The 22135-nt window shown below is 51.1% G+C and carries 20 protein-coding genes and 2 pseudogenes; 11 read left to right on the top strand and 11 right to left on the bottom strand.

The genetic code is table 11. From position 1 onward, the window contains the following. Positions 1 to 188: 188 nt before the first annotated feature. The 3 genes and pseudogenes from tnpA to argF all read left to right on the top strand — a co-directional run. Positions 189 to 482 (top strand): annotated as a pseudogene (gene tnpA / locus NFR90_RS11720) (IS200/IS605 family transposase); the annotation flags it as partial. A gap of 140 nt (positions 483 to 622) precedes the next feature. After that, on the top strand, positions 623 to 1801 hold the full coding sequence (locus NFR90_RS10645) for an aspartate aminotransferase family protein (RefSeq protein WP_251452933.1): 1179 nt from the start codon (positions 623 to 625) through the stop codon (positions 1799 to 1801). Positions 1802 to 1812: 11 nt separating this feature from the next. Further along, positions 1813 to 2727: an ornithine carbamoyltransferase gene (gene argF / locus NFR90_RS10640; RefSeq protein ID WP_160336118.1), complete on the top strand. Its 915-nt coding sequence runs from the start codon at positions 1813 to 1815 to the stop codon at positions 2725 to 2727. Positions 2728 to 2764: 37 nt separating this feature from the next. On the opposite strand, the gene NFR90_RS10635 is transcribed toward argF, so the two are convergent. The 6 genes from NFR90_RS10635 to xseB all read right to left on the bottom strand — a co-directional run bounded on the left by NFR90_RS10635 (position 2765) and on the right by xseB (position 9588). Continuing rightward, positions 2765 to 3415 (bottom strand): response regulator transcription factor, encoded by a 651-nt coding sequence (locus tag NFR90_RS10635; RefSeq protein WP_160336119.1) that lies wholly within the window; start codon positions 3413 to 3415, stop codon positions 2765 to 2767. After that, a complete protein-coding gene (locus NFR90_RS10630) occupies positions 3416 to 5221 on the bottom strand; it encodes a sensor histidine kinase (protein WP_251452930.1) in 1806 nt (601 codons plus the stop codon). 273 nt (positions 5222 to 5494) lie between these two features. Beyond that, the gene (gene murB, locus NFR90_RS10625) at positions 5495 to 6514 is read right to left on the bottom strand and encodes a UDP-N-acetylmuramate dehydrogenase (RefSeq protein ID WP_160336121.1); all 1020 of its coding nucleotides are present in this window, start codon (positions 6512 to 6514) and stop codon (positions 5495 to 5497) included. Further along, entirely contained in the window at positions 6515 to 8395 is a 1881-nt protein-coding gene (dxs, locus tag NFR90_RS10620; protein ID WP_251452926.1) for a 1-deoxy-D-xylulose-5-phosphate synthase, read from the bottom strand. Positions 8396 to 8406: 11 nt separating this feature from the next. Continuing rightward, entirely contained in the window at positions 8407 to 9309 is a 903-nt protein-coding gene (locus NFR90_RS10615; protein WP_304468498.1) for a polyprenyl synthetase family protein, read from the bottom strand. Positions 9310 to 9318: 9 nt separating this feature from the next. After that, complete coding sequence (gene xseB, locus NFR90_RS10610; RefSeq protein WP_237178818.1) at positions 9319 to 9588, bottom strand: exodeoxyribonuclease VII small subunit; 270 nt, start codon at positions 9586 to 9588, stop codon at positions 9319 to 9321. A 283-nt stretch (positions 9589 to 9871) separates the two neighbouring features. On the opposite strand from xseB, the gene NFR90_RS10605 reads away from it, so the two are divergent. Further along, a complete protein-coding gene (locus NFR90_RS10605; protein WP_160336123.1) occupies positions 9872 to 10738 on the top strand; it encodes a sulfurtransferase in 867 nt (288 codons plus the stop codon). 91 nt (positions 10739 to 10829) lie between these two features. On the opposite strand, the gene NFR90_RS10600 is transcribed toward NFR90_RS10605, so the two are convergent. Together NFR90_RS10600 and NFR90_RS10595 are read right to left on the bottom strand one after the other, a co-directional pair. Then, positions 10830 to 11609 carry a ZIP family metal transporter gene (locus tag NFR90_RS10600; RefSeq protein ID WP_160336124.1) on the bottom strand — a complete coding sequence of 260 codons (780 nt, stop codon included), beginning with the start codon at positions 11607 to 11609 and terminating at the stop codon, positions 10830 to 10832. A gap of 71 nt (positions 11610 to 11680) precedes the next feature. Next, entirely contained in the window at positions 11681 to 12664 is a 984-nt protein-coding gene (locus NFR90_RS10595; RefSeq protein ID WP_251452917.1) for an NAD-dependent epimerase/dehydratase family protein, read from the bottom strand. Positions 12665 to 12880: 216 nt separating this feature from the next. Between NFR90_RS10595 and NFR90_RS10590 the strand changes: the two genes are divergently transcribed. The 6 genes from NFR90_RS10590 (at position 12881) to ispF (ending at position 18834) form a co-directional block, all read left to right on the top strand. After that, the gene (locus NFR90_RS10590) at positions 12881 to 13537 is read left to right on the top strand and encodes a nitroreductase family protein (RefSeq protein WP_160336126.1); all 657 of its coding nucleotides are present in this window, start codon (positions 12881 to 12883) and stop codon (positions 13535 to 13537) included. Between the two features lie 166 nt (positions 13538 to 13703). Beyond that, positions 13704 to 15512, top strand: coding sequence for a sensor histidine kinase (locus NFR90_RS10585; protein ID WP_251452915.1), 1809 nt, complete (start codon positions 13704 to 13706; stop codon positions 15510 to 15512). Continuing rightward, positions 15505 to 16137: a response regulator transcription factor gene (locus tag NFR90_RS10580; protein WP_251452912.1), complete on the top strand. Its 633-nt coding sequence runs from the start codon at positions 15505 to 15507 to the stop codon at positions 16135 to 16137. The genes NFR90_RS10585 and NFR90_RS10580 overlap by 8 nt, the downstream gene beginning before the upstream one ends. After that, positions 16130 to 17566 (top strand): FAD-dependent oxidoreductase, encoded by a 1437-nt coding sequence (locus NFR90_RS10575; protein ID WP_251452910.1) that lies wholly within the window; start codon positions 16130 to 16132, stop codon positions 17564 to 17566. The genes NFR90_RS10580 and NFR90_RS10575 overlap by 8 nt, the downstream gene beginning before the upstream one ends. 47 nt (positions 17567 to 17613) lie before the next feature. Then, positions 17614 to 18324 (top strand): 2-C-methyl-D-erythritol 4-phosphate cytidylyltransferase, encoded by a 711-nt coding sequence (gene ispD / locus NFR90_RS10570; protein WP_251452907.1) that lies wholly within the window; start codon positions 17614 to 17616, stop codon positions 18322 to 18324. Between the two features lie 21 nt (positions 18325 to 18345). Then, positions 18346 to 18834: a 2-C-methyl-D-erythritol 2,4-cyclodiphosphate synthase gene (ispF, locus tag NFR90_RS10565; protein ID WP_370267564.1), complete on the top strand. Its 489-nt coding sequence runs from the start codon at positions 18346 to 18348 to the stop codon at positions 18832 to 18834. Here the strand turns inward: ispF and NFR90_RS10560 are convergent. After that, complete coding sequence (locus tag NFR90_RS10560) at positions 18831 to 20246, bottom strand: ATP-binding protein (RefSeq protein WP_160336131.1); 1416 nt, start codon at positions 20244 to 20246, stop codon at positions 18831 to 18833. The genes ispF and NFR90_RS10560 overlap by 4 nt on opposite strands. A gap of 24 nt (positions 20247 to 20270) precedes the next feature. After that, entirely contained in the window at positions 20271 to 21044 is a 774-nt protein-coding gene (ompR, locus tag NFR90_RS10555) for an osmolarity response regulator transcription factor OmpR (RefSeq protein ID WP_251452901.1), read from the bottom strand. A 139-nt stretch (positions 21045 to 21183) separates the two neighbouring features. Here ompR and NFR90_RS10550 point away from each other — a divergent pair, with 139 nt between their 5' ends. Then, the gene (locus NFR90_RS10550) at positions 21184 to 21885 is read left to right on the top strand and encodes a hypothetical protein (protein WP_251452885.1); all 702 of its coding nucleotides are present in this window, start codon (positions 21184 to 21186) and stop codon (positions 21883 to 21885) included. Between the two features lies 1 nt (position 21886). On the opposite strand, the pseudogene NFR90_RS10545 reads toward NFR90_RS10550, so the two are convergent. Further along, positions 21887 to 22135, bottom strand: a pseudogene (locus tag NFR90_RS10545) (RNA-guided endonuclease InsQ/TnpB family protein); the annotation flags it as partial.

The raw sequence follows: 22135 nt of genomic DNA, 5'->3' as shown, positions 1-22135 counted from the left end.
GCTTGCGCGACAATGAACAAAGCTTGTGGCAGGCTTGCCAGTTAGCATTGTTTTTACGAATAACGTGTCGCTCGACTCTTTGAATCATATGCAGTTATCTACCGGTTCTCATTGTGTTTTCAATCTCAAAGCTCACTTGATCTTCGTAGTAGCTTACAGGCGAATAGTTATTTCATCAACGATCTAGGGAAATTTTTGCTGACTTGTGTCAACGGGATCAAGTCAGGCCTTTGGAGTGCTCGGGAGAAGAAGATCATGTTCATCTATTGATCTCTTAGCCTCCGACAATTTGCCTTTCAAATCCGGTACGTAAACTAAAAACCATATCATCTCTGAAAAATCGGCAAGAATTCTTCAATCAGAATCGAAGGATGCTTTGGGGCAAACGCTTTTGGACAAAAAGTTACTGTGTAATTTCAGTTGGAGACGGAGCAACAACTGCCATTATCGAGAGATATATCAAAAATCAACGGCCGAATTGACATTCGGCCGGCCGCTATCCACCCCCGCGCTTACGCACGGAGAATTCCGCAGAATTCATTAAACGCCGCAGGATGCTCGACCTATAATACAAAGATAAACTCAATCTCGATAACAATTCTTTTTGACAGGACACATCGACATGTCGCATTTGATGAACAACTACGGGCGCCTTCCCATTTCTTTTGATCACGGACAGGGAGTCTGGCTCTGGGATAAGGAAGGAAATAAATATCTTGACGTCCTTGCCGGAATCGCTGTTAATTCGGTCGGTCATGCTCATCCCCGTCTGGTCAGAGCGATTTCAGATCAGGCCGCGAAACTGATCCACTGCTCGAACTATTTCAACATCGATCTTCAGGAACAGGTAGCCGAGAAACTCGTCGAACACTCCGGTCTGGACGCCGTCTTTTTCTGCAACAGCGGTCTCGAAGCCAACGAATGCGCCATCAAAATCGCTCGTAAATTCGGACACCTCAAAGGAATCGACGTACCCCACATTATCGTCATGAAGCACGCCTTCCACGGCCGCTCCATCGCGACTCTGTCGGCGACAGGCAACCCCTCGGTCAAAGCGGACTTCTCTCCTTACACAGAGGGCTTCATTCCTGTTGAAGAAGGTAATCTCGAAGAAGTCGAGAAGATCGTCAAGGAAGACAAAAACGTCGTTGCCATCCTCTTTGAACCGATTCTCGGCGAAGGCGGCGTAATTCCGCTTGAACTCAGCTACATGCGCGGTCTCAGAGAACTCTGCGATCAGAACGACATCCTTATGATGTGCGACGAAATCCAGTCCGGCGTCGGACGCTCCGGCAAATGGTTCGCTCATCAGTGGGCTGAAGTCAAACCGGATGTCATGACGCTTGCCAAAGGTCTTGCGGGCGGCGTCCCCGTCGGCGCGGTTGTTGTCAGCGAAAAAGCCAACATCCTCAAACCCGGCAACCACGGCTCCACCTTCGGCGGCAACCCGCTTGCCATGCGCGCCGCGCTTGAAACGCTTTCCATCATTGAAGAAGAAAAGCTCGTCGACAACGCCTTCGAAGTCGGCAAGAAGCTTAAAAAAGCCTTGTCCAAATCCTTAAACGGTTTCTCCGGTGTTCTGGAGATCCGCGGCAAGGGGCTGATGCTCGGCATTGTGCTTGATCGTGACGCGCACGATATTTTAGAACCCGCTCTTAAAGCCGGTCTGACATTCAGCGTGACAGCAGGCAACGTGATTCGCCTGGTTCCGCCGCTGATTCTGACAGAGGCTGAAGCCGATGAAATCGTTAAGCGCATTACGCCGGTCATCCGCGCCTTCCTTGCTCTTCCCAAGATCTAAACAGGTGTGGAATGCACAAAAATTTCCTTGCAATCAAAGACTTTTCTGCTGAAGAGCTTGATTACATCTTAAAGCGCGGTCTGTACTTAAAACGCCGCTTCGAATCCGGTGAAATCTACCGTCCCTTTAAGGGCCGAGTGCTTGCCATGATTTTTGAAAAGGCGAGCACTCGAACACGCGTTTCTTTTGAAGCCGGATTCGATCAGCTCGGAGGCACCTGCATTTACCTCAACAGCGCCGACATGCAGCTGCGCAACGCGGAATCCATGCAGGACACCGCTAGAGTCATCTCACGCATGGTCGACATCGTCATGATCCGCACCGCGATGCATGAGAGACTGGAAGAGTTTGCGAGCTGCTCCCTGGTGCCTGTGATTAACGGCCTGACCAATGAATCGCATCCGTGCCAAATCATGGGTGACATCATGACGTACATGGAACAGCGCGGTCCGATTACCGGAAAAACCGTCGCGTGGATCGGCGCAGCTAATAACGTGCTGTACTCTTGGCTGAACGCTGCTTCGATTCTGGGATTCAAGGTCAATATCTCGGCCCCGATCGGCTTTAAGCTCAATACATCTCAGCTGCCTAAGGACAGAAGCTGCCTGGAGTTTTTCCAGGACCCGATGGAAGCGGCCGCCGGTGTCGATATCGTCACAACAGACACCTGGAAGTCCACCGGATACGATGAAGACAATGAAAAGCGTTTAGGCAACTTTGCCCGCTGGCAAGTGACGCCTGAAGTCATGAGCGCCGCAAAAAAGGACGCTATGTTCATGCACTGTCTGCCTGCTTACCGCGGACAGGAAGTCTCAGCAGAAGTGATTGACGGTCCTCAGTCGGTCGTTTGGGATGAAGCTGAAAACCGTATGCATATCCAAAAAGCGATTATGGAATATCTGCTTCTTGGAAAGCTTGACGAGTAAAACAAACTCAGAGGCCGGGTTCTTCCCGGCCTTTCCTTTATCTTGCGATTTCTCCGTCGCCGGCATCTTCGTGAATGATGCGAAGAATTGCCGCGACACCAACCGCGCTCTTGACGCCAAGTTTGCGGCAGACCGCGCCGCGATGCGCCTGAACGGTCTTTTCGCTGATATCAAGCTCGTCGGCGATCTGTTTATTGAGAAGTCCGAGCGCTACCTTGCGCGCGACCATTTTCTCGCGCTGCGTCAGAGAATTGAAATTATCTCTTGCTGCTTTTTCTCTCTGTTCGCTCTCATGCAGTTCACAGCTGATTAAACAGGCTTTTTCAATAGCCGCGAGCAGACGCTCCGCGCTCACCGGTTTCGGCAGAAAATCAAATGCTCCGTCTTTAAGCGCCTGTACTGCCATATCAATATCGCCGTGCGCGGAAACAAAAATGATCGGAAGGTGGTTGCTCTGAATGCCCATGATGCGCTGAAGTTCAATGCCGCTCATGTTCGGCATGCGAACGTCAAGAATCACGCACCCCGGAAGGCTGTCGTCGTCTTCCTCCAGGAAGCGGAAAGCGCCTGCATAGCAGCTCGTTTTCCAACCTTCTCCTTCAATGAGGAAATTCCACGACTTTCGCATCGCCTCATCATCATCAACGATGCGAACTAAACATTGCTCCTGAATTTGTTTTAAATCCATTTACTCCTTCTCCTCACATCTCGGAAGCCGAACGACACAAATCAAGCCTCCTTCTTTTTTTCTCTTCAGTACCAGAGAGCCGCCATGCGCTTCAATCAGTTCATGCACAATGGCAAGGCCCAAGCCGAGTCCGTCTTTTTTAGTCGAGTTCCCGACAAACTTCATTTTTTCAAACTGTTCGTCCGAAATTTCTGGACCGTTGTCTTCGACAATGATCTCGGCATCCTGATCTTTGGCGGAAACACTGATGACCACCATCGGGCTCGCTTCAGCTCGGCAGGCTTCCACAGCGTTTTTAATGAGGTTAATGATAACTACCTCAATGTTTAAACGATCTGCAGTCACCAGAATGTTTTTGCCGCACTTTAATTCGTAGCCGGTTGTCAGCGTTCCGACACGAATAAGCATGTCAACAGTCTCGGCGGTTAAATCACCCAGATCGAATGTCTGTCTTTCGTGCTTATCCTTTTTTCCGAATCTTCTTACGAGATCGATAATACTTGATGCTCGTTGCCCCTCGCTGCGAATCTCTTCGATAATCGGCAGAATTTCCTGCGGCGTTTTAAAGCGGCCCTTCGTGATTCTTCTTCCCAGCCCTTCGGCATAGTTGTTGATGACGGCAAGCGGCTGCTTGAGTTCATGAGCCACCATGGTGGAAATCATGGCAATCGAGTTAACGCGCTGTAACGACTCAAATCGATCTTTAATTTTTAAGTTTTCTCTTTCAAAGGCGAGGTTCTCTTCCACCGTGTCCTTCAGCTCTTTCGTCCGCTTGCAAACGGCATAAGCAAGGTACATCCAATTTGCCAAAATAAATAAAAGGAAGAGAACAGCCGAAAGAATGTAGTACTTATAACGCCTGATCAGCCAGGGAATATCCCTTTCCATGAATTCTCTCTGCTCCATTCGGCGCAGCAGAGTGTTCATTTCCTGATAATCGTTTGCAATGGTCCAGTATTCGCCGTTGGATTTTCCGACCGGCATTTCCAGAAGCGAAATTACGATCTTTCGCACCATTGTCGCCGGCAGGCTCGAGCGAGCAGACAGAATCCAACCCGGATACAGTTCCGTGGAATGCTGACAATAAAAGTCCGCATTGTTTTGAGGATTGATGACCTTGATCTCGTTCGGTTTCAGAGTGCCTTCCTGCTCCATATTTTCGAGTACGCAGCTGGCTAAAAAGGCGACATCGAACTCGTTGTCCCTCACCTTCTCCGCAAGGCGTGTCATTGGTTCGCGCGCTTCCGTGATGCTGCGGAAGGTATTTTCCGGATTCAGACCCTGCCGCTCAAGCTCGTGCATGGGAATCATGTAGCCCGCAAAAGCCTTTTTACTCATCACAACAAGACTCTTGCCCTTTAAGTCTCTTATGCTGTTGATATTGCCATTCTTCGCGTTGGCGATAATGACGCCGCCGTTGGCCTTGTTCGGGTTCGGCGTTCTTGCGTGCACAAGGGTCAGAAGCGGAGTCCCGCCGAGCGTATCCATCATGACTGCTGTCAGACCGCTCGAAGCAATAGAAAGATCAAATTTGTTCTCTTTAGCCGCTTTTAGATATTCGTCCTGATTGTAGAGCTGGACGATGAGACGGCGCCCGTCAAGCGATTTCGCGATTGCGTTGACCGTACCGTTGAAATAGCGAACAGAAAAGTTATCTCCGAAGGTGTTCACTACCGCCAGACGCACGGTCGGCTGATCTTTGACGGACGCATGAGTTTCAGCAGAAAGCAGTTGGAACAAAGCGAACGCGCAAGCACATACTGTGCGGGTGATTCCTCCTGGTGTGGTCTGCTGTTCTTTGGTCATTTAGTTATTCATCTCATAGGCAACGGACAAAATACACAAGAAAATGACAAATGAATATAGGGAAATTATCTTAGTTTTTTATTAAGTTTTTTCTTCGTAAATCGGAGCCGCTGGCGCTGTTCGAGTCTCGATCCCAAAACCGCGTAACGCCATATAGACGGGACATTGGAAAGGAGTTAGGAATTATTTAGACGACATCACAAAGCCGCTAACTTCTTTCGTTCAAAAAATATGGCGCCGCAATGGGCGCCGAATAAATTGAACACAATCTGATTAAATAATATTGACTTCCGGTTCAAGCTTGATCGAGAAGCAGTTCTTGACACGAAGACGCACGTCCTGCGCAAGTGCATAAATATCTTCACCGGTAGCATGTCCGTAGTTAACAAGAACAAGCGGCTGCTTTTCCCAAACTCCGACATCGCCCATACGGTAGCCGCGCAGACCGGCCTGTTCAATAAGCCAGGCCGCCGAAAGCTTGTACTTGCCGCCCGCAAGCGGATAAGAAACCACGGAGGGATTCGTTCTCAGAAGCTTCGAAAACAGATCGCGCTCGACAGTCGGATTCTTAAAGAAGCTGCCTGCATTGCCAACCTTCGAAGGATCCGGAAGTTTTCTTCTGCGCAGTGCGACTACACAGGAAAACACGTCTTCAGGCCGTAATTCGGGGAAACGGTTGATTTCGATTTCTTCAGCCAAAGCTTTATAGCCGATGTTGGGCTGCCATTTCTTCGGGAAACGGAACGTCACACCCGTGATAATGAGATGATGGTTTTCTTTTTTCTTGAAAATCGAGCTGCGATATCCGAAGTCACATTCTTCCGTCGTCAGCTCTCGGATTTCTCCGCTGTTGATATCAAAAACCTCAACAGATTCAATCCGTTCAGCGGCTTCAGCGCCGTAGGCCCCGATATTCTGAATGGGAGCCGCGCCGACCGTGCCCGGAATCAGTGCAAGATTCTCAAGTCCTGCAATTCCTGCGTCCAGCAAACGAACAATGAAACTGTGCCAGACTTCACCGGCGCCCGCCTTGACAACGTAAGAGTCCGCGTCCTCATGGAAAATATCCATGCCGGGAATCATCATCCGCAGAACCAGACCCGGATAATCTTCCTTAAACAAAACATTGGAGCCTCCGCCGAGCACCATAAAAGATTCGACAGGATTTTTCAGCATCTCCTCGCGCACCGCAATCAAGTCGTCAATCGACTTAACTTCAGCGAAGTAGGCCGCACGGGCGTTAACGCCAAAGGTGTTCAGCTTTCTCAGATCTGCATCTTTCAAAAATTCCATTTAAGGCTCCGCTTGCTCAAGTTTGAGTCTTTCCTGTATTTGCTTTAAAACGCTTTCTTTATCCATGCCGCATTCATGCCAGAGCTGCATTTGCGTACCCTGCTCAATGAATCGATCCGGAATTCCAATTTGAAGCACGTCCGCTTTAATACCCTCGGAGGCAAGAGTTTCAAGGCATGCGTCTCCGGCACCGCCAATGACAACATTCTCCTCCATTGTGACGACTAAGTCATGCTCTTTAACCGCTTCGGTCACTGCCTGCCGATCAATCGGCTTCACAAAACGCATGTCATAGACCGTCGCGTCAATTTCATCGGCAATCTGAAGCGCTTCTTCAACCATGCTGCCAAACGCGAGAATGGCGCATCTCCTGCCTGCGGCAGCCCCGCAGCTGCGGACTTTCACAGCTTTTCCTATCTCTATGGCATGCATTTGCTTTTCGATCGGAACACCCGGCCCTTTGCCTCTCGGATAGCGCACAACAACCGGCTGATCAAGCATATAACCCGTATACAGCATCTGTCTGCAGTCGTTTTCGTTGGAAGGCGCCATGATCACGATGTTGGGAATGCAGCGCAGGAACGACAAATCAAAAGAACCGTGGTGTGTTGCGCCGTCAGCGCCAACCAGTCCTCCGCGATCCATCGCAAAGAGCACCGGAAGATTCTGCAGCGCGACATCATGCACGATCTGATCAAATGCTCTCTGGGAGAATGTCGAGTAATAGCAGCAAATCGGTTTTAAACCCTCGGCTGCCAGCCCTGCGGCAAAGGTTGCGGCATGCTGCTCGGCAATTGCCACGTCAAAGAAACGCTTGGGATAAGTCCTGGCGAATTCAACCAATCCGGATCCTTCTTCCATCGCCGGAGTAATCGCGACCACCCGCTCGTCCTCTTTGGCAATGTCCATCAGGAAGTCACTGAACACTTCCGTATAGGTTTTTGCGTGCGGTGAGCTCACAAGTCCTTTGGAGGCATCAAAGGGCGAAATCCCGTGATATTTGGTCGGATTGTGCACCGCCGGTTCATAGCCTCGGCCCTTTTCCGTCACTACGTGCAGAACAAGCGGACCGGGAAGCGCCTTCATGTTCTGAAGGACCGGAATCAAGGCCTCAAGATCATGCCCGTCAATCGGTCCGTGGTAATTCAGTCCGAATTCTTCAAAGAGCGTCGACTGAGGAGACACCATGCCTTTACTGTATTCCTCCGCCCTTCTCGTTAAATCAAAGAGTTTCGGGAAAGGCCGAACAATGGCTTTGCCGATGTCTCGGGCCTGAGCGTAAAACCTTCCGCTCATCAGCTTTGTGAAGTGTTTGTTCAGCGCGCCGACCGGAGCGGAAATCGAGCAGTCGTTATCGTTGAGAATCACGAGGAGACGAATATCCTTCATATCTCCGGCACAGTTCAGCGCTTCAAAAACCATACCGGCCGTCATTGCGCCGTCACCGATGACAGCCACATGACTGCGGTCTGTTTTGCCCTGCGCTCGAGCGGCTACCGCCATGCCAAGCGCGGCGGAAATTGAAGTTGAAGAGTGTCCTGCTCCGAAAGCGTCATAAGGACTTTCGCTGCGTTTGGGAAAGCCCGAGAGCCCTTTGTACTGACGAAGCGTCAACATGCGGTCTCTTCTTCCCGTCAGAATCTTGTGCGCGTACGCCTGATGACCGACGTCCCAAATCAGTCTGTCCTCCGGCGTCTCAAATACATAATGAATCGCGATCGCGAGTTCAACACATCCTAAGGAGGACGAGAGATGTCCGCCGGTCTTGGAAACGCTTTCGATAATAAATTCGCGCAGCTCACGCGCAAGCTGCTTGAGCTCCGGCATCGTGAGCTTCTTGACATCGGCAGGACTGTTGATGTTTTCTAAAAGTGTGCTCATCGTTAATCCCGCTAGTAATTCCTTCCCACAATGAAATACGCGATCTCACGAAGTCTTTCTTTTCCGGGAAGATCGTCGGGAAGCTGCTCTAAGGCATGACAGGCTTTCTCGTACTGTTCTTTGGCCATTTCTTTTGCGGATTCGAGCCCGAGCAGACTGACATAAGTCGGTTTATCTTCCTTCGCATCCTTTCCTGCCGTCTTTCCTAAAAGCGCCGTATCGGCCGTGACATCAAGGATATCGTCAACAATCTGGAAAGCAAGACCGATCGCGGTTCCGTATTCCTTCAGCGATGCAAGTATCGCCTCTTCGTCAGCTCTTTCTTTGCCGCAGGCCGCGCCCATCAGCACGGAACACAGAAGAAGCGCGCCGGTTTTCATCGCATGCATGCGGCGAAGCTCTTCAAGCGTCATCTTTTTACCGACCATCGAGAGATCGATCGCCTGCCCTCCGCACATTCCTCGTGTGGATGAGGCCTGCGCCAAGTGCTCTACCAGGAGAACCTTACGTTCGGCGGGCAGTTCGGTCTTACTCAGGATGCAGAAGGCTTCCGGCTGAAGCGCGTCACCCGCAAGCATCGCCATCGCTTCACCAAAGCGCGCGTGCGTCGTGGGTTTGCCGTGACGAAGCATGTCGTTGTCCATGCACGGCATATCGTCATGGATCAATGAGTAAGAGTGAACACATTCAATCGCGAGTGCGGTCAGATCAAGATCAGAGGACTTTGCCCCAAGCATTTCGCCGACGGCATACACCAGCAGCGGACGAACTCTTTTTCCGCCTCCGAGCACCGAATAACGCATCGCTTCATGAAGCGGCTCGGAAAATAAGTCGGCCTTGGGGAGATTTTTGCAAGCGGTCTCTTCTACACGCGCCTGTCGGGTCTTAACCCAATCATTAAAGGCTGAGGACATCATATTTAACTAGAATAGACCGTCGTCATCGAGCTCTTCAATGTCATCTTCTTTCATCGCAGCGTCGATGACTCGGATTTTTTCTTCAGCTGCCTTCAGAAGCTGCGAACAATGCTGCTTCAGTTTTGCGCCGCGAGAGTAGGCCTCGACAGACTCCTGCAAAGAAAGTCCGCCCTGACTCATTTTTTCAGAGAGAGATTCGAGCTCCTTGAGTGCGGCTTCAAAGCTCATTTCTTTAATGTCGTCATCCGACGCGTTTGCGCTGTTTTGCTTGCTCATATTCCGATGTTCTTTTTAATCAATGCAAATTCTACTGATGATATGGCTAGATAATATGACAAATTGCTGCGATTATCGTCCTATTCTTACAATATGGCACCTAAATACCAAAGAATCGGTAGTTTTAGAGACTGTTTCATGAATTTAACAGTCTCAGAAGATGCGGCAGCTTCATAAAATCAAAATGAGACTGACGACTTGCCTTCCGAATACGATTCGCATTGCGTTGTACTGAGAAATTGCCGGTAATAAAATCCTGAATATTAAATTCAAAGGTCAGGCAATGATTTACACCACACTCATCGAACCGCATGAACTTCATGCGCTTCTGGTTAATCAGAAAATTTCCAAATCCGACAATTTGCTTGTGCTCGACGCTTCCTGCAGCATTACCGAACCGGATATCGGCAAAAAGAATTACGCAGTCGAACACATCCCCGGTGCCGTCTTTATTGACTTTGACAAATACGTGACCGGCAAAGTCGCCAAAGGAACTGGGCGGCACCCGATGCCGGATCGGGCCGCGTTTGAAAAGAATATGCAGGCTTTCGGCGTCGATTCCTCTAAGCAGATCGTTATCTATGATCAGGGCGGCCTCGGCTTTTCCACGCGTCTCTGGTATGAGCTGCGCTGGCTCGGATATGAACGTGTCGCCGTTTTGAACGGCGGCCTTAAAGGCTGGAAACTGAAAAACCTGCCGCTTACCGGCACTCCGTTGGAACCTCAGCCCTCAGAGTCCGTCACGGAGCATGAAGCGCTCGAAGTTCCTGTCCAAATGAAAGAGGTTCAGGATAATCTGAAGACACATGAATTCATGCTGATTGACGCACGTCCTGAAACACGATTCCACGGCATCGGAGAAACAATCGACCATAAAGCAGGACACATCCCCAGAGCCGTCTGCAGAAGCGGATCCGAATGTTTTGATGAAAACGGTTTCTTTAAATCCGCTCCGGAGCTGCGCAAAGAATTCCTTGCACTCTTAAACGGAAAATCTCCAAAGCAGGTCATCCACTCCTGTGGTTCCGGCGTAAACGCAAGCGTCAATCTTTTTGCCATGGACTACTGTGGACTGTTCGGCTCTCGTCTCTACCCCGGATCTTTCAGTCAGTGGATCGATTTTGAAGAGAACCCGGTCGTCACGGATTGATTTTTACGCACGGCTGATTCAGATGCGCAAAGCGCAGGAGAATTACTAAAACCCTCCTGCGCTTTTATGATTCTTTCCCCGCTGAACGATATTAATGAGCGTGCATTGAACCGGTTGCAGCTACCGCGATTGCGACACCAATCAAAATAAACAGCATCTGGATCAGAAAACTTTCTGCCTTTTCTTTTCTGGCGATTTCCGGCAGAAGATCCGACATCGCAATATAAATAAAGCTCGCGGCCGCGATCGCAAACGCATACGGCACCATCCACTCCACTTTATCGAGCAGGAAGTAGCCGAACAAGCCGCCAACCATAGACGTCAGACCTGAAATGATGTTCCACATCAGAGCGTTGGCGCGCTCAAATCCGGAATGCAGCAGAACCATAAAATCTCCAACCTCCTGCGGGATTTCATGCGCCATAATCGCAAATGCCGTAATCCAGCCGAGGCTGTTGCTCACCATGAAGGCGCTCGCAATCAAAATGCCGTCCGTCAGATTGTGGAATGCATCTCCGATCAGAATTGCATTGCCGCCCTTTGCGCCTTTACGACTGTTCTCAATCATTTCGCTGACCACCGTGCCCTCGTGATCAGTGTGGCTGTGGTGGCTGTTGAAGTAATACTCAATACCAAAAAGGAATAAGACACTCACGAGAAGCGTCCAACCGATAGAAACCGCATTCTCATGAATTTCAAACGCTTCCGGAAGAAGATGCGTGAACGCCACCGTGATCAGAAGTCCGGTTGAAATACACAGCATCTTGCTCATGTACTGGTCCAGAAACTTAAAGCTGATCAGCCCGGCCAAAATAATCGAAAGCACTGACGAGAGCAGTGTCGCCAGCATAATTTGAATCAGTACGCCCATTTCTTCTAGTCTAATTAAGGATTGTCGAGGCTATAGTACACGCCGAAGAAAGACTTCTCGCGCCTAATGCTCTAATTCGAGCGATGCGAGGTTCCTGCCACGGAACGCTCATCCCAGGACCTGCGGAAGCACTGCTCCACACTCAGCGGAGGCTCCCAGCCGAGAAGAATCATGTTCTTTTTAATATCGACGACCAGGTTCTTAAAAAGGAAATCCTCCCAGGCCTGGCGACCGATGTAACTGTTGAAGAGACGAAGAAAAAGCGGAGGGAACGGCCAAAGAAGCGGCGGACGGCGATGCGATTTGGCGAGCAGACAGAAAAACTCTTCCGCCGACAAATCATGCCCGTCACTAACCAGAAAGGTCTCACCGGCTGCCGCGGGATGAACCAGCGACTTAATCACGAAGTCCGTCAGATTATCAATCGATAAAAGCGAGCGCTTGTTCTTGGAACACCACAGCAGAGGCAGCGGCACGCAGTATTCAACCAGCTTGCGGGCAAAACTAAAAAGATTGGAGCAGCCCGGCCCGTAAACCATCGGTATGCGAATGATCGTGACTTCAAGACCGGACTCCTCTCCGACCTGCTGAATCGCTTTCTCCGTCTGATGCATATAACGGCCGAACAAAGTTCTCGGGCGCGGCAGCGAATCGGCAAAGAATTTCTTTCCCTCCGGTGTGGATGCGCCGTTCACTTCAACCGTGCTGATAAAAATAAAGCGGCGGATACCTGCACGATAGGCTTCTCTGGCTAAATGGACGGAACCGAGCACATGAATTCTGTGCAGAGCGCTTTCTTCGAGCCAGTCACCGCCTTGGCGAAGCGTTTCATAAGTCTCGCAATGAATGAGGGCGTCACAGTCTGCGAACTCTTTCTGGCAGTCCGGAGTATCTTCCAAACTTGCCAGACGCACCGTTTCAAAGGATTTTGAGTTCAGCACGAACTCTTTCTGCGCCGCCGCACGCACGACGAACTGCTTTGTATAGTTCAGCAGCGCAAGCACCATCGCATTGCCGATGTAGCCGTCTGCTCCTGTTACCAGTATTCTTTTCATTGCTGACTTTTTTGCCGAAAAAAGCTTTCATTTGTTTCGCATATGAAAAGTCTAACGAATGCAGGCTTGTTTGACCAATGCCAAAGTGCTTCTCCTGAATAACATCGACCGATAAATCTCAGCGGATAGCCGACAGACTGCACTTTTTCTATACGCTCAAAGCGCAAAAGACGTCTATACTCAGTCATCTGCTTTTAAACGTTGGAGAAACGAATAATGGATTTCCTTGAATTATCTGAAAAGCGATTTACCGCTAAAAAGTTTGACCCGTCCAAGTCAATCTCAGCCGAGGATTTCGACAAGCTTAAAAAAATTCTTCAGCTTGCGCCCTCTTCCGTCAACAGCCAGCCGTGGATTTTCCTGACCGGTTCATCGGAAGAAGCAAAAAAACGTATTCGTCCCGCAGTTGCTGATTTCAACTGGCCTCGCCTAGATACGTGCTCACACTTTGTCCTGATCGCTGTTCGCAACGGCCTGTCTGACAAATATCAGCACCGCCTACTGGAGCAGGAAACAAAGGACGGCAGAGTCGCCAACGAAGAAGCGGCAAAGGAAATCTATGACGGCCGTCAGTATTTCATTAACCTGCGTGAGCAGGTCGGCGAAACCCTCAACTGGGAAAAGAAACAGGCATACATCGCAATGACAGCCCTTCTTTACGGTGCTTCCTCTATGGGCATTGATTCAACGCCGATCGAAGGTTTTGATGAAGCGGCGATGGACAAAGTGCTGAACCTTGACATGTACGGCGCCCGCTCTGTTCTGCTTGTCACACTCGGCTATGACGCTGAAGACGATCACAACCGCACTCGTCCGAAATCCCGTCTGCCGCAGGAAGATATTTTCTATGACCTTGACAAATACAGAGGTTAATTAACGTATTGCACGACAAGACCGCCTTTGGGCGGTTTTTTATTAGCAGTTCGTCCTAAAACCCCCACCTCTTCTGAAATATCTCATAAAAATATCAAGGAAAACCAGCAGGTCAAAATTCTTCGCTTTTGCGAAAATAACAAATCAAACCGAAATTCCTTGATTTGTGAAACGACTTTCCTGTTTTATTGTGTCTTTGCTTCTCTCGGCGGTATGCTCCGCTGAGGGACTTTCTGCACCCGATAAAACGGATATCACAATCGGTTATATCGGCTCTGTCGCGGAAGAAGTTAAAGAGAGAACCGTATTCCCGACCTTTGAATATCTCAAAAAAACACTCGGAGATCGGTATAACCTCTCGCTTATCACCATATCGTCCGCAAATCTTGAGGTCGAACTGCAGCAGTTCAAACCGGATTTTCTCATGGCGCCCGCTGAGATCTACCTTATGCTCAGTACCTCTCCTCAGTACGGCAGCCATGACATCGCCACGCTGAAAAGCATCTACTCGAATAATTCCGGCGGAGACAACGGCGCGCTTTTCATCACGAGAGGCGACCGCTCAGATATCCGAACCCTTGAAGACATGCGGGATAAAACTGTAACAGCCCAAAATCCCACCTCTTTGATCGGCTGGTGGTCCGCGCTTGGCGAAATCGAGCGGCACGGATTTTCTTCGGATAACTTTTTTAAAGCCGCAAGTTTCGTTCGCGACCATCCTCTCAAAATTATTGAAGAGGTGATTTCGGGCGCGAGCGACGTCGGCATCCTCCCGACCTGTTACCTCGAAATGCTTGAGGGAGACGGTCTGCTCTCCCCCGGCGCCGTAAAACCGGTCGCGCTTTATAAAGCGGATGACGCCGCATCCCTCTACTGCAAGCGATCAACGAAAGATCTTTATCCGGGCTTCGTGATAAGTTCACTCAAGGGAACCCCGGACGCTGTCGTCAAAGACTTTATTCGTGCGCTCTTTGCCATGCCGCCGACCGAGGAAAGCGAGTGGTCGGCTACCGGTGACTATATCGGCGCAATCGACTTAATGAGGCGGCTGCGTTTTGGTATGTACAAAAATCTGCGCGACACATCACCGGGCGCGCTGCTCCTTCGCTATAAAACCGAACTGCTGATCCTCACACTGATTCTCCTGTTTTTAATCGCAAATGAATTGCGCGTTCACCGCTTGGTTGATCAGCGGACGCTGGAACTGAGCAGCGCGATTAAAGCGAAGGAAAAAGCGGAGAAAGAAGCAATCGCCGGACGAAAGCGCCTCTCGCATATCGAACGATCCGGCGTGATTTCTCAGATGTCCAACATCATTGCGCACGAATTAAAGCAGCCCTTAGGCGCGCTCCTTAATTACGCCGCGGTGCTCAATGTCAGACTGAAGGGCAGTCTCGAAAGCGACGATCTGTCCAAGCAGATCATCGACAACATCAGTGCAGAAACAAAACGCATCTCAATGATCGTCGATTCAGTGCGCAAATTCGCGCGCAAGGAACAGGCGCCGCAGATGCCCTGTCAGCTCAATCTGATCGTGGAAAAAGCCATCCGTACCTTCCATCAGCAGGAAGACGCGCAGACCCTGGTCCCGTTCATTACGAACGGCCTCTCCGCGCATGTGCTGGCCGACCCGCTGTCTTTGGAGCTGCTGATTCTGAATCTCATTCGTAATGCGGCGAGCGCGAGCAAAGCCGTAAAGAAACCTAAAGTCGGAATTGAACTGACGGAAAAAGGCAGTAAATGGAATCTCACGATTTGGAACAACGGTGAAGAGCTCAATGAAGACGCTTTCGAGCGGCTCGAACATGCTGCCGAGTCAACAAAAGCCGAAGGCTTGGGGCTCGGTCTCTCGATCGTCAGAGAAATCGCAGACATGCACGGCGCGAGTCTGCACTTTAAACGCAGACCAAAAGGCGGCGTCATCGCCGAGCTGCTGATTGACCGATTAAAACAAAAGGAAATGAACAATGAATAAAAGCGAAGCGCTGATCCGCCTGGTGGACGACGACGCGAGTCTTCTCTTCTCCACCCAGATTTATCTTCAGACGATGGGCTGGAAAGTTGTCGCTTATGACTCACCGGGAAAATTCCTGCGCTCGGATGATCTGGACGTTCCGGGATGTTTGGTCTTGGACTTTCGTATGCCGAACTTTACCGGCCTGGAAGTTCAGCAGATTATGATTGAACGCGGCTATAAGCACTTCCCGATTATTTTCCTTTCCGGTCACGGCGACATTGAAATGGCGGTTAACGCGATGGCAAAAGGCGCGGTGACATTCCTTGAAAAACCGGCCGACCCTGAGCGGCTCAACGCTGAAGTGGAAAAGGCGGTGGAACTCGGCTTCAGCAGAAGCCGCAGAGCAAAAGAAAGATTGGAACTCAAACGCCGTTACAGCCACCTGACCGCACGTGAAAAAGAAGTCCTGCATTTAGTCGTGGACGGACTCACCAATAAAGAAATCGGCGACAAACTAGGACTTTCTCTGGCAACGGTCAAAATGCACCGCGGACATGCGGCAGAAAAGCTTGAACTCAGCTCTGTCGCCGAAATCACGCGGGCGCTGATCTTAATTCAGGAAGAGGATCAGCAGGATGCGTAGGCGAAATCTGCTCAGCCTCGGCGCTTCGCTGGCGCTTGGCGCTGTAACAACGAGCGCGGCTGCTGCCTCTCCCTTCGGCATTCGCCTTTGGGACGTCGTCATTGTCGGCTCCGGACTTGCCGGACTCTCAGCAGCAGTATCGGCTCGTGAAAACGGCGCGGAAAACGTCTTAGTGATAGAAAAGCTCCCCATCCTCGGCGGCCACTCCCGAGTCGCAAGCGGATCCTTCTGCGCGGTTTCCGAAAAGCGGCTCAAGCCCTACGGAATTAAAACCACCGTCGAGGATGCGGTCAAAGAAAGCCTGGTCATCGGCGGACCTGAGGCCAACGCGAAGCTTTTAAAAATTCTGATGAAAGAAAGCGAATCCGCTATGGATTGGCTTGAAAGCATGGGTGTCCGCTGGAACCCCGAACCCTACCTTCCCGTCGGCTCCCTCAGTGTCTGCAGCTTTATCTCACACAGCGGCGCCAACGGACTCAACTACATCACGCATCTGAATCAGCGCGCTCGCGAACTCGGAGTGCGGTTTATCTTCTCGCACCGCGTGAACGATCTGCTCACTTATGCGGACCGAAGCGCGGTCGAAGGTGTTGTGATGCGCACACCGGAAGGAAACGTAGAATACATTCGCTCTAAAGCGGTGATTCTTGCCTGCGGAGGCTTTACGGGAAACATCAGCATGTGCCGCGCTGTCAACCGAAATATCAGCCCTGCCATGCGCTCAACCGCCAATCCGACCGGACGAGGCCTTGACGGCGCGACCGGAGACGCGATCTCGCTTGCGAAACCGCTAAATGCGATGGTCAAAGATCTTGAACACATTCAGCTGATCTGCTATCTCGGCGGACGCATGCTGAATTACTCCGGAGCCGATATCTACGTCAACCAGGAAGGCAGACGTTTTGTCAATGAAGCCAATGCGCACGCCGTCATACAGAAAGAACTTTTAAAGCAGCCCAATGAAACTCTTTGGGCAATCACGGACGCCAAGTCGAAAAAGAGTCTGACGGTAGAGACAAAACTCGAGGACGGATCTGTCTATAAATGCGCTGATACAGCAGAAATCGCCAAACTGATCGGCTGCCCCGCAGAAAACATTGAAGAAACACTGAACCGCTATAACGAGTTTGTGCGTTGCCAAAAGGATGAGGATTTCGAAAAGCCGATTCTTTTGCAGACGATCGACAAGCCGCCCTACTACATCGGCCGGGAAAAACTCGGCATTCATTACTGCTGCGGCGGACTCGCGTTTAACGAGTATGCGGAAGTACTGCGAAACGACGGAACGTCGATTGCGGGCTTATATGCAGCGGGTGAAGCGACGGGCGGTCTTCACGGCAAAGATCGAATCGGAGGCGGCGCGCTCACCGAATGCGTGGTGTTCGGCCGCATCGCGGGTAAAGAAGCCGCGAATTTTAAAATAGGCTAGACATCGCGGCGTTTGAGCTAGAATCCCATCGATAACGGAGAATCCACATGAACACACAAGAAGCCTCTTTCCGGCTCGCAGCCGTCGTCGTCGCGGCCGGTTCAGGAACCCGGATGGGTACGAACTTTCCTAAGCAGTACGCTTTAATTGAAGGTAAAACCATGCTCGAGCACTCCGTTTCGGCTCTTCTTGAAGAGCCCAGAATCGAACAGCTCGTTATTGTGATTTCTCCTTCGGACTTAATCGGTCAGCAGCTGAAGTTCACCGACCCGCGCGTCAAAATCGCCCGCGTCGGCGGCGCAAGCAGAGCCGACAGTATCCGCAACGGCATCACATACTCCGGACTCTCCGCAAACGATTGGGTCCTCACGCATGACGCCGCCCGTCCCTGCGTTAAAGCCTCAGATGTCGCCAAACTGATTGATTACTGTTTAAAGACCGACGAAGGCGGCATCCTTGCGGTTCCCGTAAGTGACACGATCAAGCAGCAGAACGCCGCAGGAAAAATCGGCAAAACGATTCCTCGAGACAAACTCTGGGCAGCTCAGACGCCTCAGTGCTTCAAGGTCGGACCGCTCACTAAGGCGCTCTCCAACACTGAGGCTGTCGTCACCGATGAGGCAAGTGCAATGGAAGCTTCCGGCTTCAAACCCGCACTGATCGAAGGCTCTTCGACAAACTTTAAAGTGACGCGTCCTGCAGATCTCGCGCTCGCGCGCGCCGTCTTCAGGACTAGAGCCGCGGGCGACGATATTTAATACAAATCTTGGAACACTATGATGCACAATGAATACCGTATCGGCCAGGGCTATGACGTCCATCGGCTGGTCGAAGGCCGGCCGCTGATTCTCGGCGGCGTTACGATTAAACATGACAAAGGCCTTTACGGCCACTCCGACGCGGATGTGCTTTTGCACGCCGTAACCGACGCGCTCTTTGGCGCTGCGGCGCTCGGCGATATCGGCAGACATTTCCCGGACACCGATCCGAAATACAAGGGCGCGGACAGCGCGCTTTTGCTGTCCGAAGCTCTGGAATTGGTCCTTAAAAAGGGCTGGATGCCGGTCAATGCGGACTGCACGATCATCGCGCAAAAGCCAAAACTTGCACCTTACATGGAACAAATCAACGCTTCGCTTAGCTCTATTCTGAGACTGCCGATCGACTGCGTGAATGTAAAAGCCAAAACCAACGAACTCCTCGGCTTTGAAGGACGGGAAGAAGGTATCGTCGCTCAGGCAGTGATTCTGCTCAAAGCGCGTTCTTAAGCTTTGGATTGATTATCCGTGCCGCTTGGGCCGCTCTGCCGAACTAAGGAAGAGGACGGAACGAGCGGCATAATCATTTGTACGCTCAGACCGTTCGGAATATTCTGAACAAGACGCACGGAACCGCCACCCGCTTTGGCGACGCGGGTCACAATGGAAAGTCCGAGACCGGTGCCGCTCGCGTTGCCTCTGGCAGTGTCGCCGCGTTCAAACGGCCTTAACACACGCTCCAAATCATTGGCAGGAAGCCCTTTTCCATCGTCGGAAACGATCAGTTCGGCAAGACTCTTCTTCTTCAGATGACGCAGAACAATCGTTAAATTCAGCCGTCCGTCCGTACTTCTGCCGTACTTGCCGGCGTTCACAATCATGTTTTGAATCGCTCTGGCCAAATCCGTCGGATTGGCCCGCACTTCAAGATTATCGTCTATCGATACTTTCAGCGTGACATCAGGCTGCGTCGAAAGGCGGTTGGCCGCGATGACCTCGCGAAGCGTAGAAGAAATATCCACGACGCTCAGCTCGGTTTCACCCTGACGAACATACGCCATGAACTGCTTCACGATGCTTTCCATCTGATCAAGGTCGCTGCACATCGCGTTTCGCGTTTCTTCAGAAATCGGCGCGAGTTCTACTTCTAGACGCAGACGTGTAATCGGCGTCCGAAGATCGTGGCTGACACCTGCAAGAAGAAGTTCGCGGTCGCTTTGAAGCCGCTTCAGATCGGAAACCATCACGTTGAAGCTTTCATTGACTTCCCGGATTTCTCTCGGGCCGTCCAAAGGCAGCGGCTCGGGCAGAATGCCTCGGCCAAGCTGTCTCGCATAACTCGAAAGACGCGACAAAGGATCAATCAGACGATTCGTCAGCAATACGGTAAAGAGCGTACAGACAAAAAGCATTCCGCCGAACCAAAAAATCCAGTTCGTTCCGAGACGAGGCGGATTCGAGGATCGCTCGCACCGGAGCCAATACTCGTCTTCGTCGATTTTAAAACTGACCCAAAGTCCCGGCATACCGTTAATGCGGCGCGCAAGCATCGTATCTTTGCCAAGCGAAGAGCGCACGTTTTCCAGAATCAGATCGTTGAGTCGGTCGCCTTCAAGCGGCTCAACCCGATCGCTCGGTTCTTTGGGAAGAATGTTGAGGCCCTCGCGCTGCGCGAGAGCCATGATGAGGTCGAACCGATAACTCGTATCCGCGCTGATCAGTGCATAACGGGTTAGCGTCGTAATAGAGGTAATGCGCTGAGACGCGCTCAGCGCCCGAGGCTCTTCGTCAAGGACGGAGAGCCCGTAAAGCCAAGCGCCGACACTGGTAAGAACAAGGATGAACAGCATCCCGAAGGTTTTCCAGAACAAACCGGAAAAGAATTGAGATGCCGCACTCTCTTTGTCTTTTGAATCCGCCATGCCGCGCTTAGCCTTTATATCGCTTTACTTACCGTCGGACTGTCCGTCGGGAATAAACACGTAGCCTAAGCCCCAAACCGTCTGCAGATAGCGCGGTTTGGAAGGATCGACTTCAATGATCTTGCGCAGACGGGAAACCTGAACGTCCAATGAACGGTCAAAGGCTTCGTATTCTCTGCCGCGGGCCATTTCCATCAGTTTGTCGCGTGAAAGCGGCACTCTCGGATGACGCGCAAAGGTCTTGAGCACCGCAAATTCGCCGGTTGTGAGCGGAATCTCTTCGTCGCCCTTCTTCAGTTTGCGTGTACCGAGATCCAGTGTGAAATTGCCGAAGAAAACCGTTTCGTCTTCTTTGCTCGGAGCTCCCGGAGGATCAACCGGTTCGCGTCTGCGCAGAATGGCGTGCAGACGGGCAAGCAGCTCACGCGGATTGTAGGGTTTAGGCAGATAGTCGTCCGCACCGAACTCCAGACCGAGAATACGGTCAATATCCTCGCCTTTAGCGGTCAGCATCAGGATAGGAGTGTTGTCGTTTGACGCGCGGATGCGCTTGAGAATGGAAATGCCGTCTTCGCCCGGCATCATGACGTCAAGAATGACCGCGTCGAAACGTTCGCGCATCCAGAGACGATTCATCTGATTGGCGTCTTCTGCGACCGAAACGTGAAAACCGTTATTCGTTAAAAATTGTCTCAGCAGATCACGCAGGCGGCCGTCGTCATCCACCACGAGAATTCGGGGAGGACGCTTAGAGCTCAGGGTCGATGACTCCTTTCTAATGTTCTCTGTTTCTTGCATTACGTCTCCTATTGAAAATTCAAATTACACGATGCAACAAAATTTATCGCTTTTCTGCTAAGAATACTACTGATTTCTCTTCCTTTTGGGCATTAACTTTTATAGCATTAGTAACTATAAATGACTCCCGGGACTCTTATTGACTATGATTTGCCGTTTCACGTACTTCGCACTTTTGCTCGTACCGGCGTTTGCAGCACTTGACGCTGCCGCCGAAACGGTCATTTCTTTTTCTGCTCAGACGACGACAGCAACTGTGCAGCAGCAGAGCCCGTTTTATCGGCACAAGCACAATAACCCGCACAGCCCTAAGGGAGAGACGCAGGTACAGGCCTGCCCCTGGGACAGCCTGGATATGAGAGCCCGAGCCCAGGTGTGGTCGAAGCTTTCCGCGCGGCACCGCGATTATCACTGGCGAAGAATGACGCACGAAGAGCGCACCGAGCTTCGCAAGCATCTTTCTATGGAAGAGAAAAAGGCGCTTCGCGAACGCTTTCTGATGCAGCACGACGGCTATCGCGACAAACCTTATGTCCTTTACAAGCGGCTTACCAAAGATGAACTGATTCACCTGCGTGAACAGGTGCGTCAGGCGCACCGTCAGCAGGTCCTTGCGGGCATGCTCAAAACGCCTGCTCAAATTGAGTACGAGGACCAGTTCCTCTCCTCACTTGCCAAGATGAATGACCAGACGCATCAGATGCTGATCATCACAATTCAGGACAACGGACCGGAACTGTGCAAAATCAAACCTGACGAACCGGTCAACGCAGCTGAAGCGCTTCCAAAATCCTCCGACGAACTGGTGCCGGACAATACAGTTAAGCAATTAGAACAATGAACTACCTCGCACTCACGTGCGAGGTTTCATGGGAGCGTGCTCCCATTTCTAGCAATTGGCGAACACCCACACATGCATGCAGGTTTCGTACAATTGCGGGCGTGTCCACAAATACGCCCCCATCGAGTTCGAGCAGCTTTTTGAGCCACTCATCCCCGAGTTCTTTTCGACCAATATTGGCTGCGCCATTGATATCGGCATTGATCAAATGTCCGTCTGACGATCGATAGAGGCCGCGCTTGATTCTCTT

Origin of the sequence: Parasutterella muris (assembly GCF_943193095.1) — a bacterium.
In the GTDB taxonomy this organism is placed as follows: Bacteria; Pseudomonadota; Gammaproteobacteria; order Burkholderiales; family Burkholderiaceae_F; genus Parasutterella; species Parasutterella muris.
Note: the sequence above shows the minus strand (reverse complement) of the source record. Positions and strands in the feature narration are given on the sequence as shown.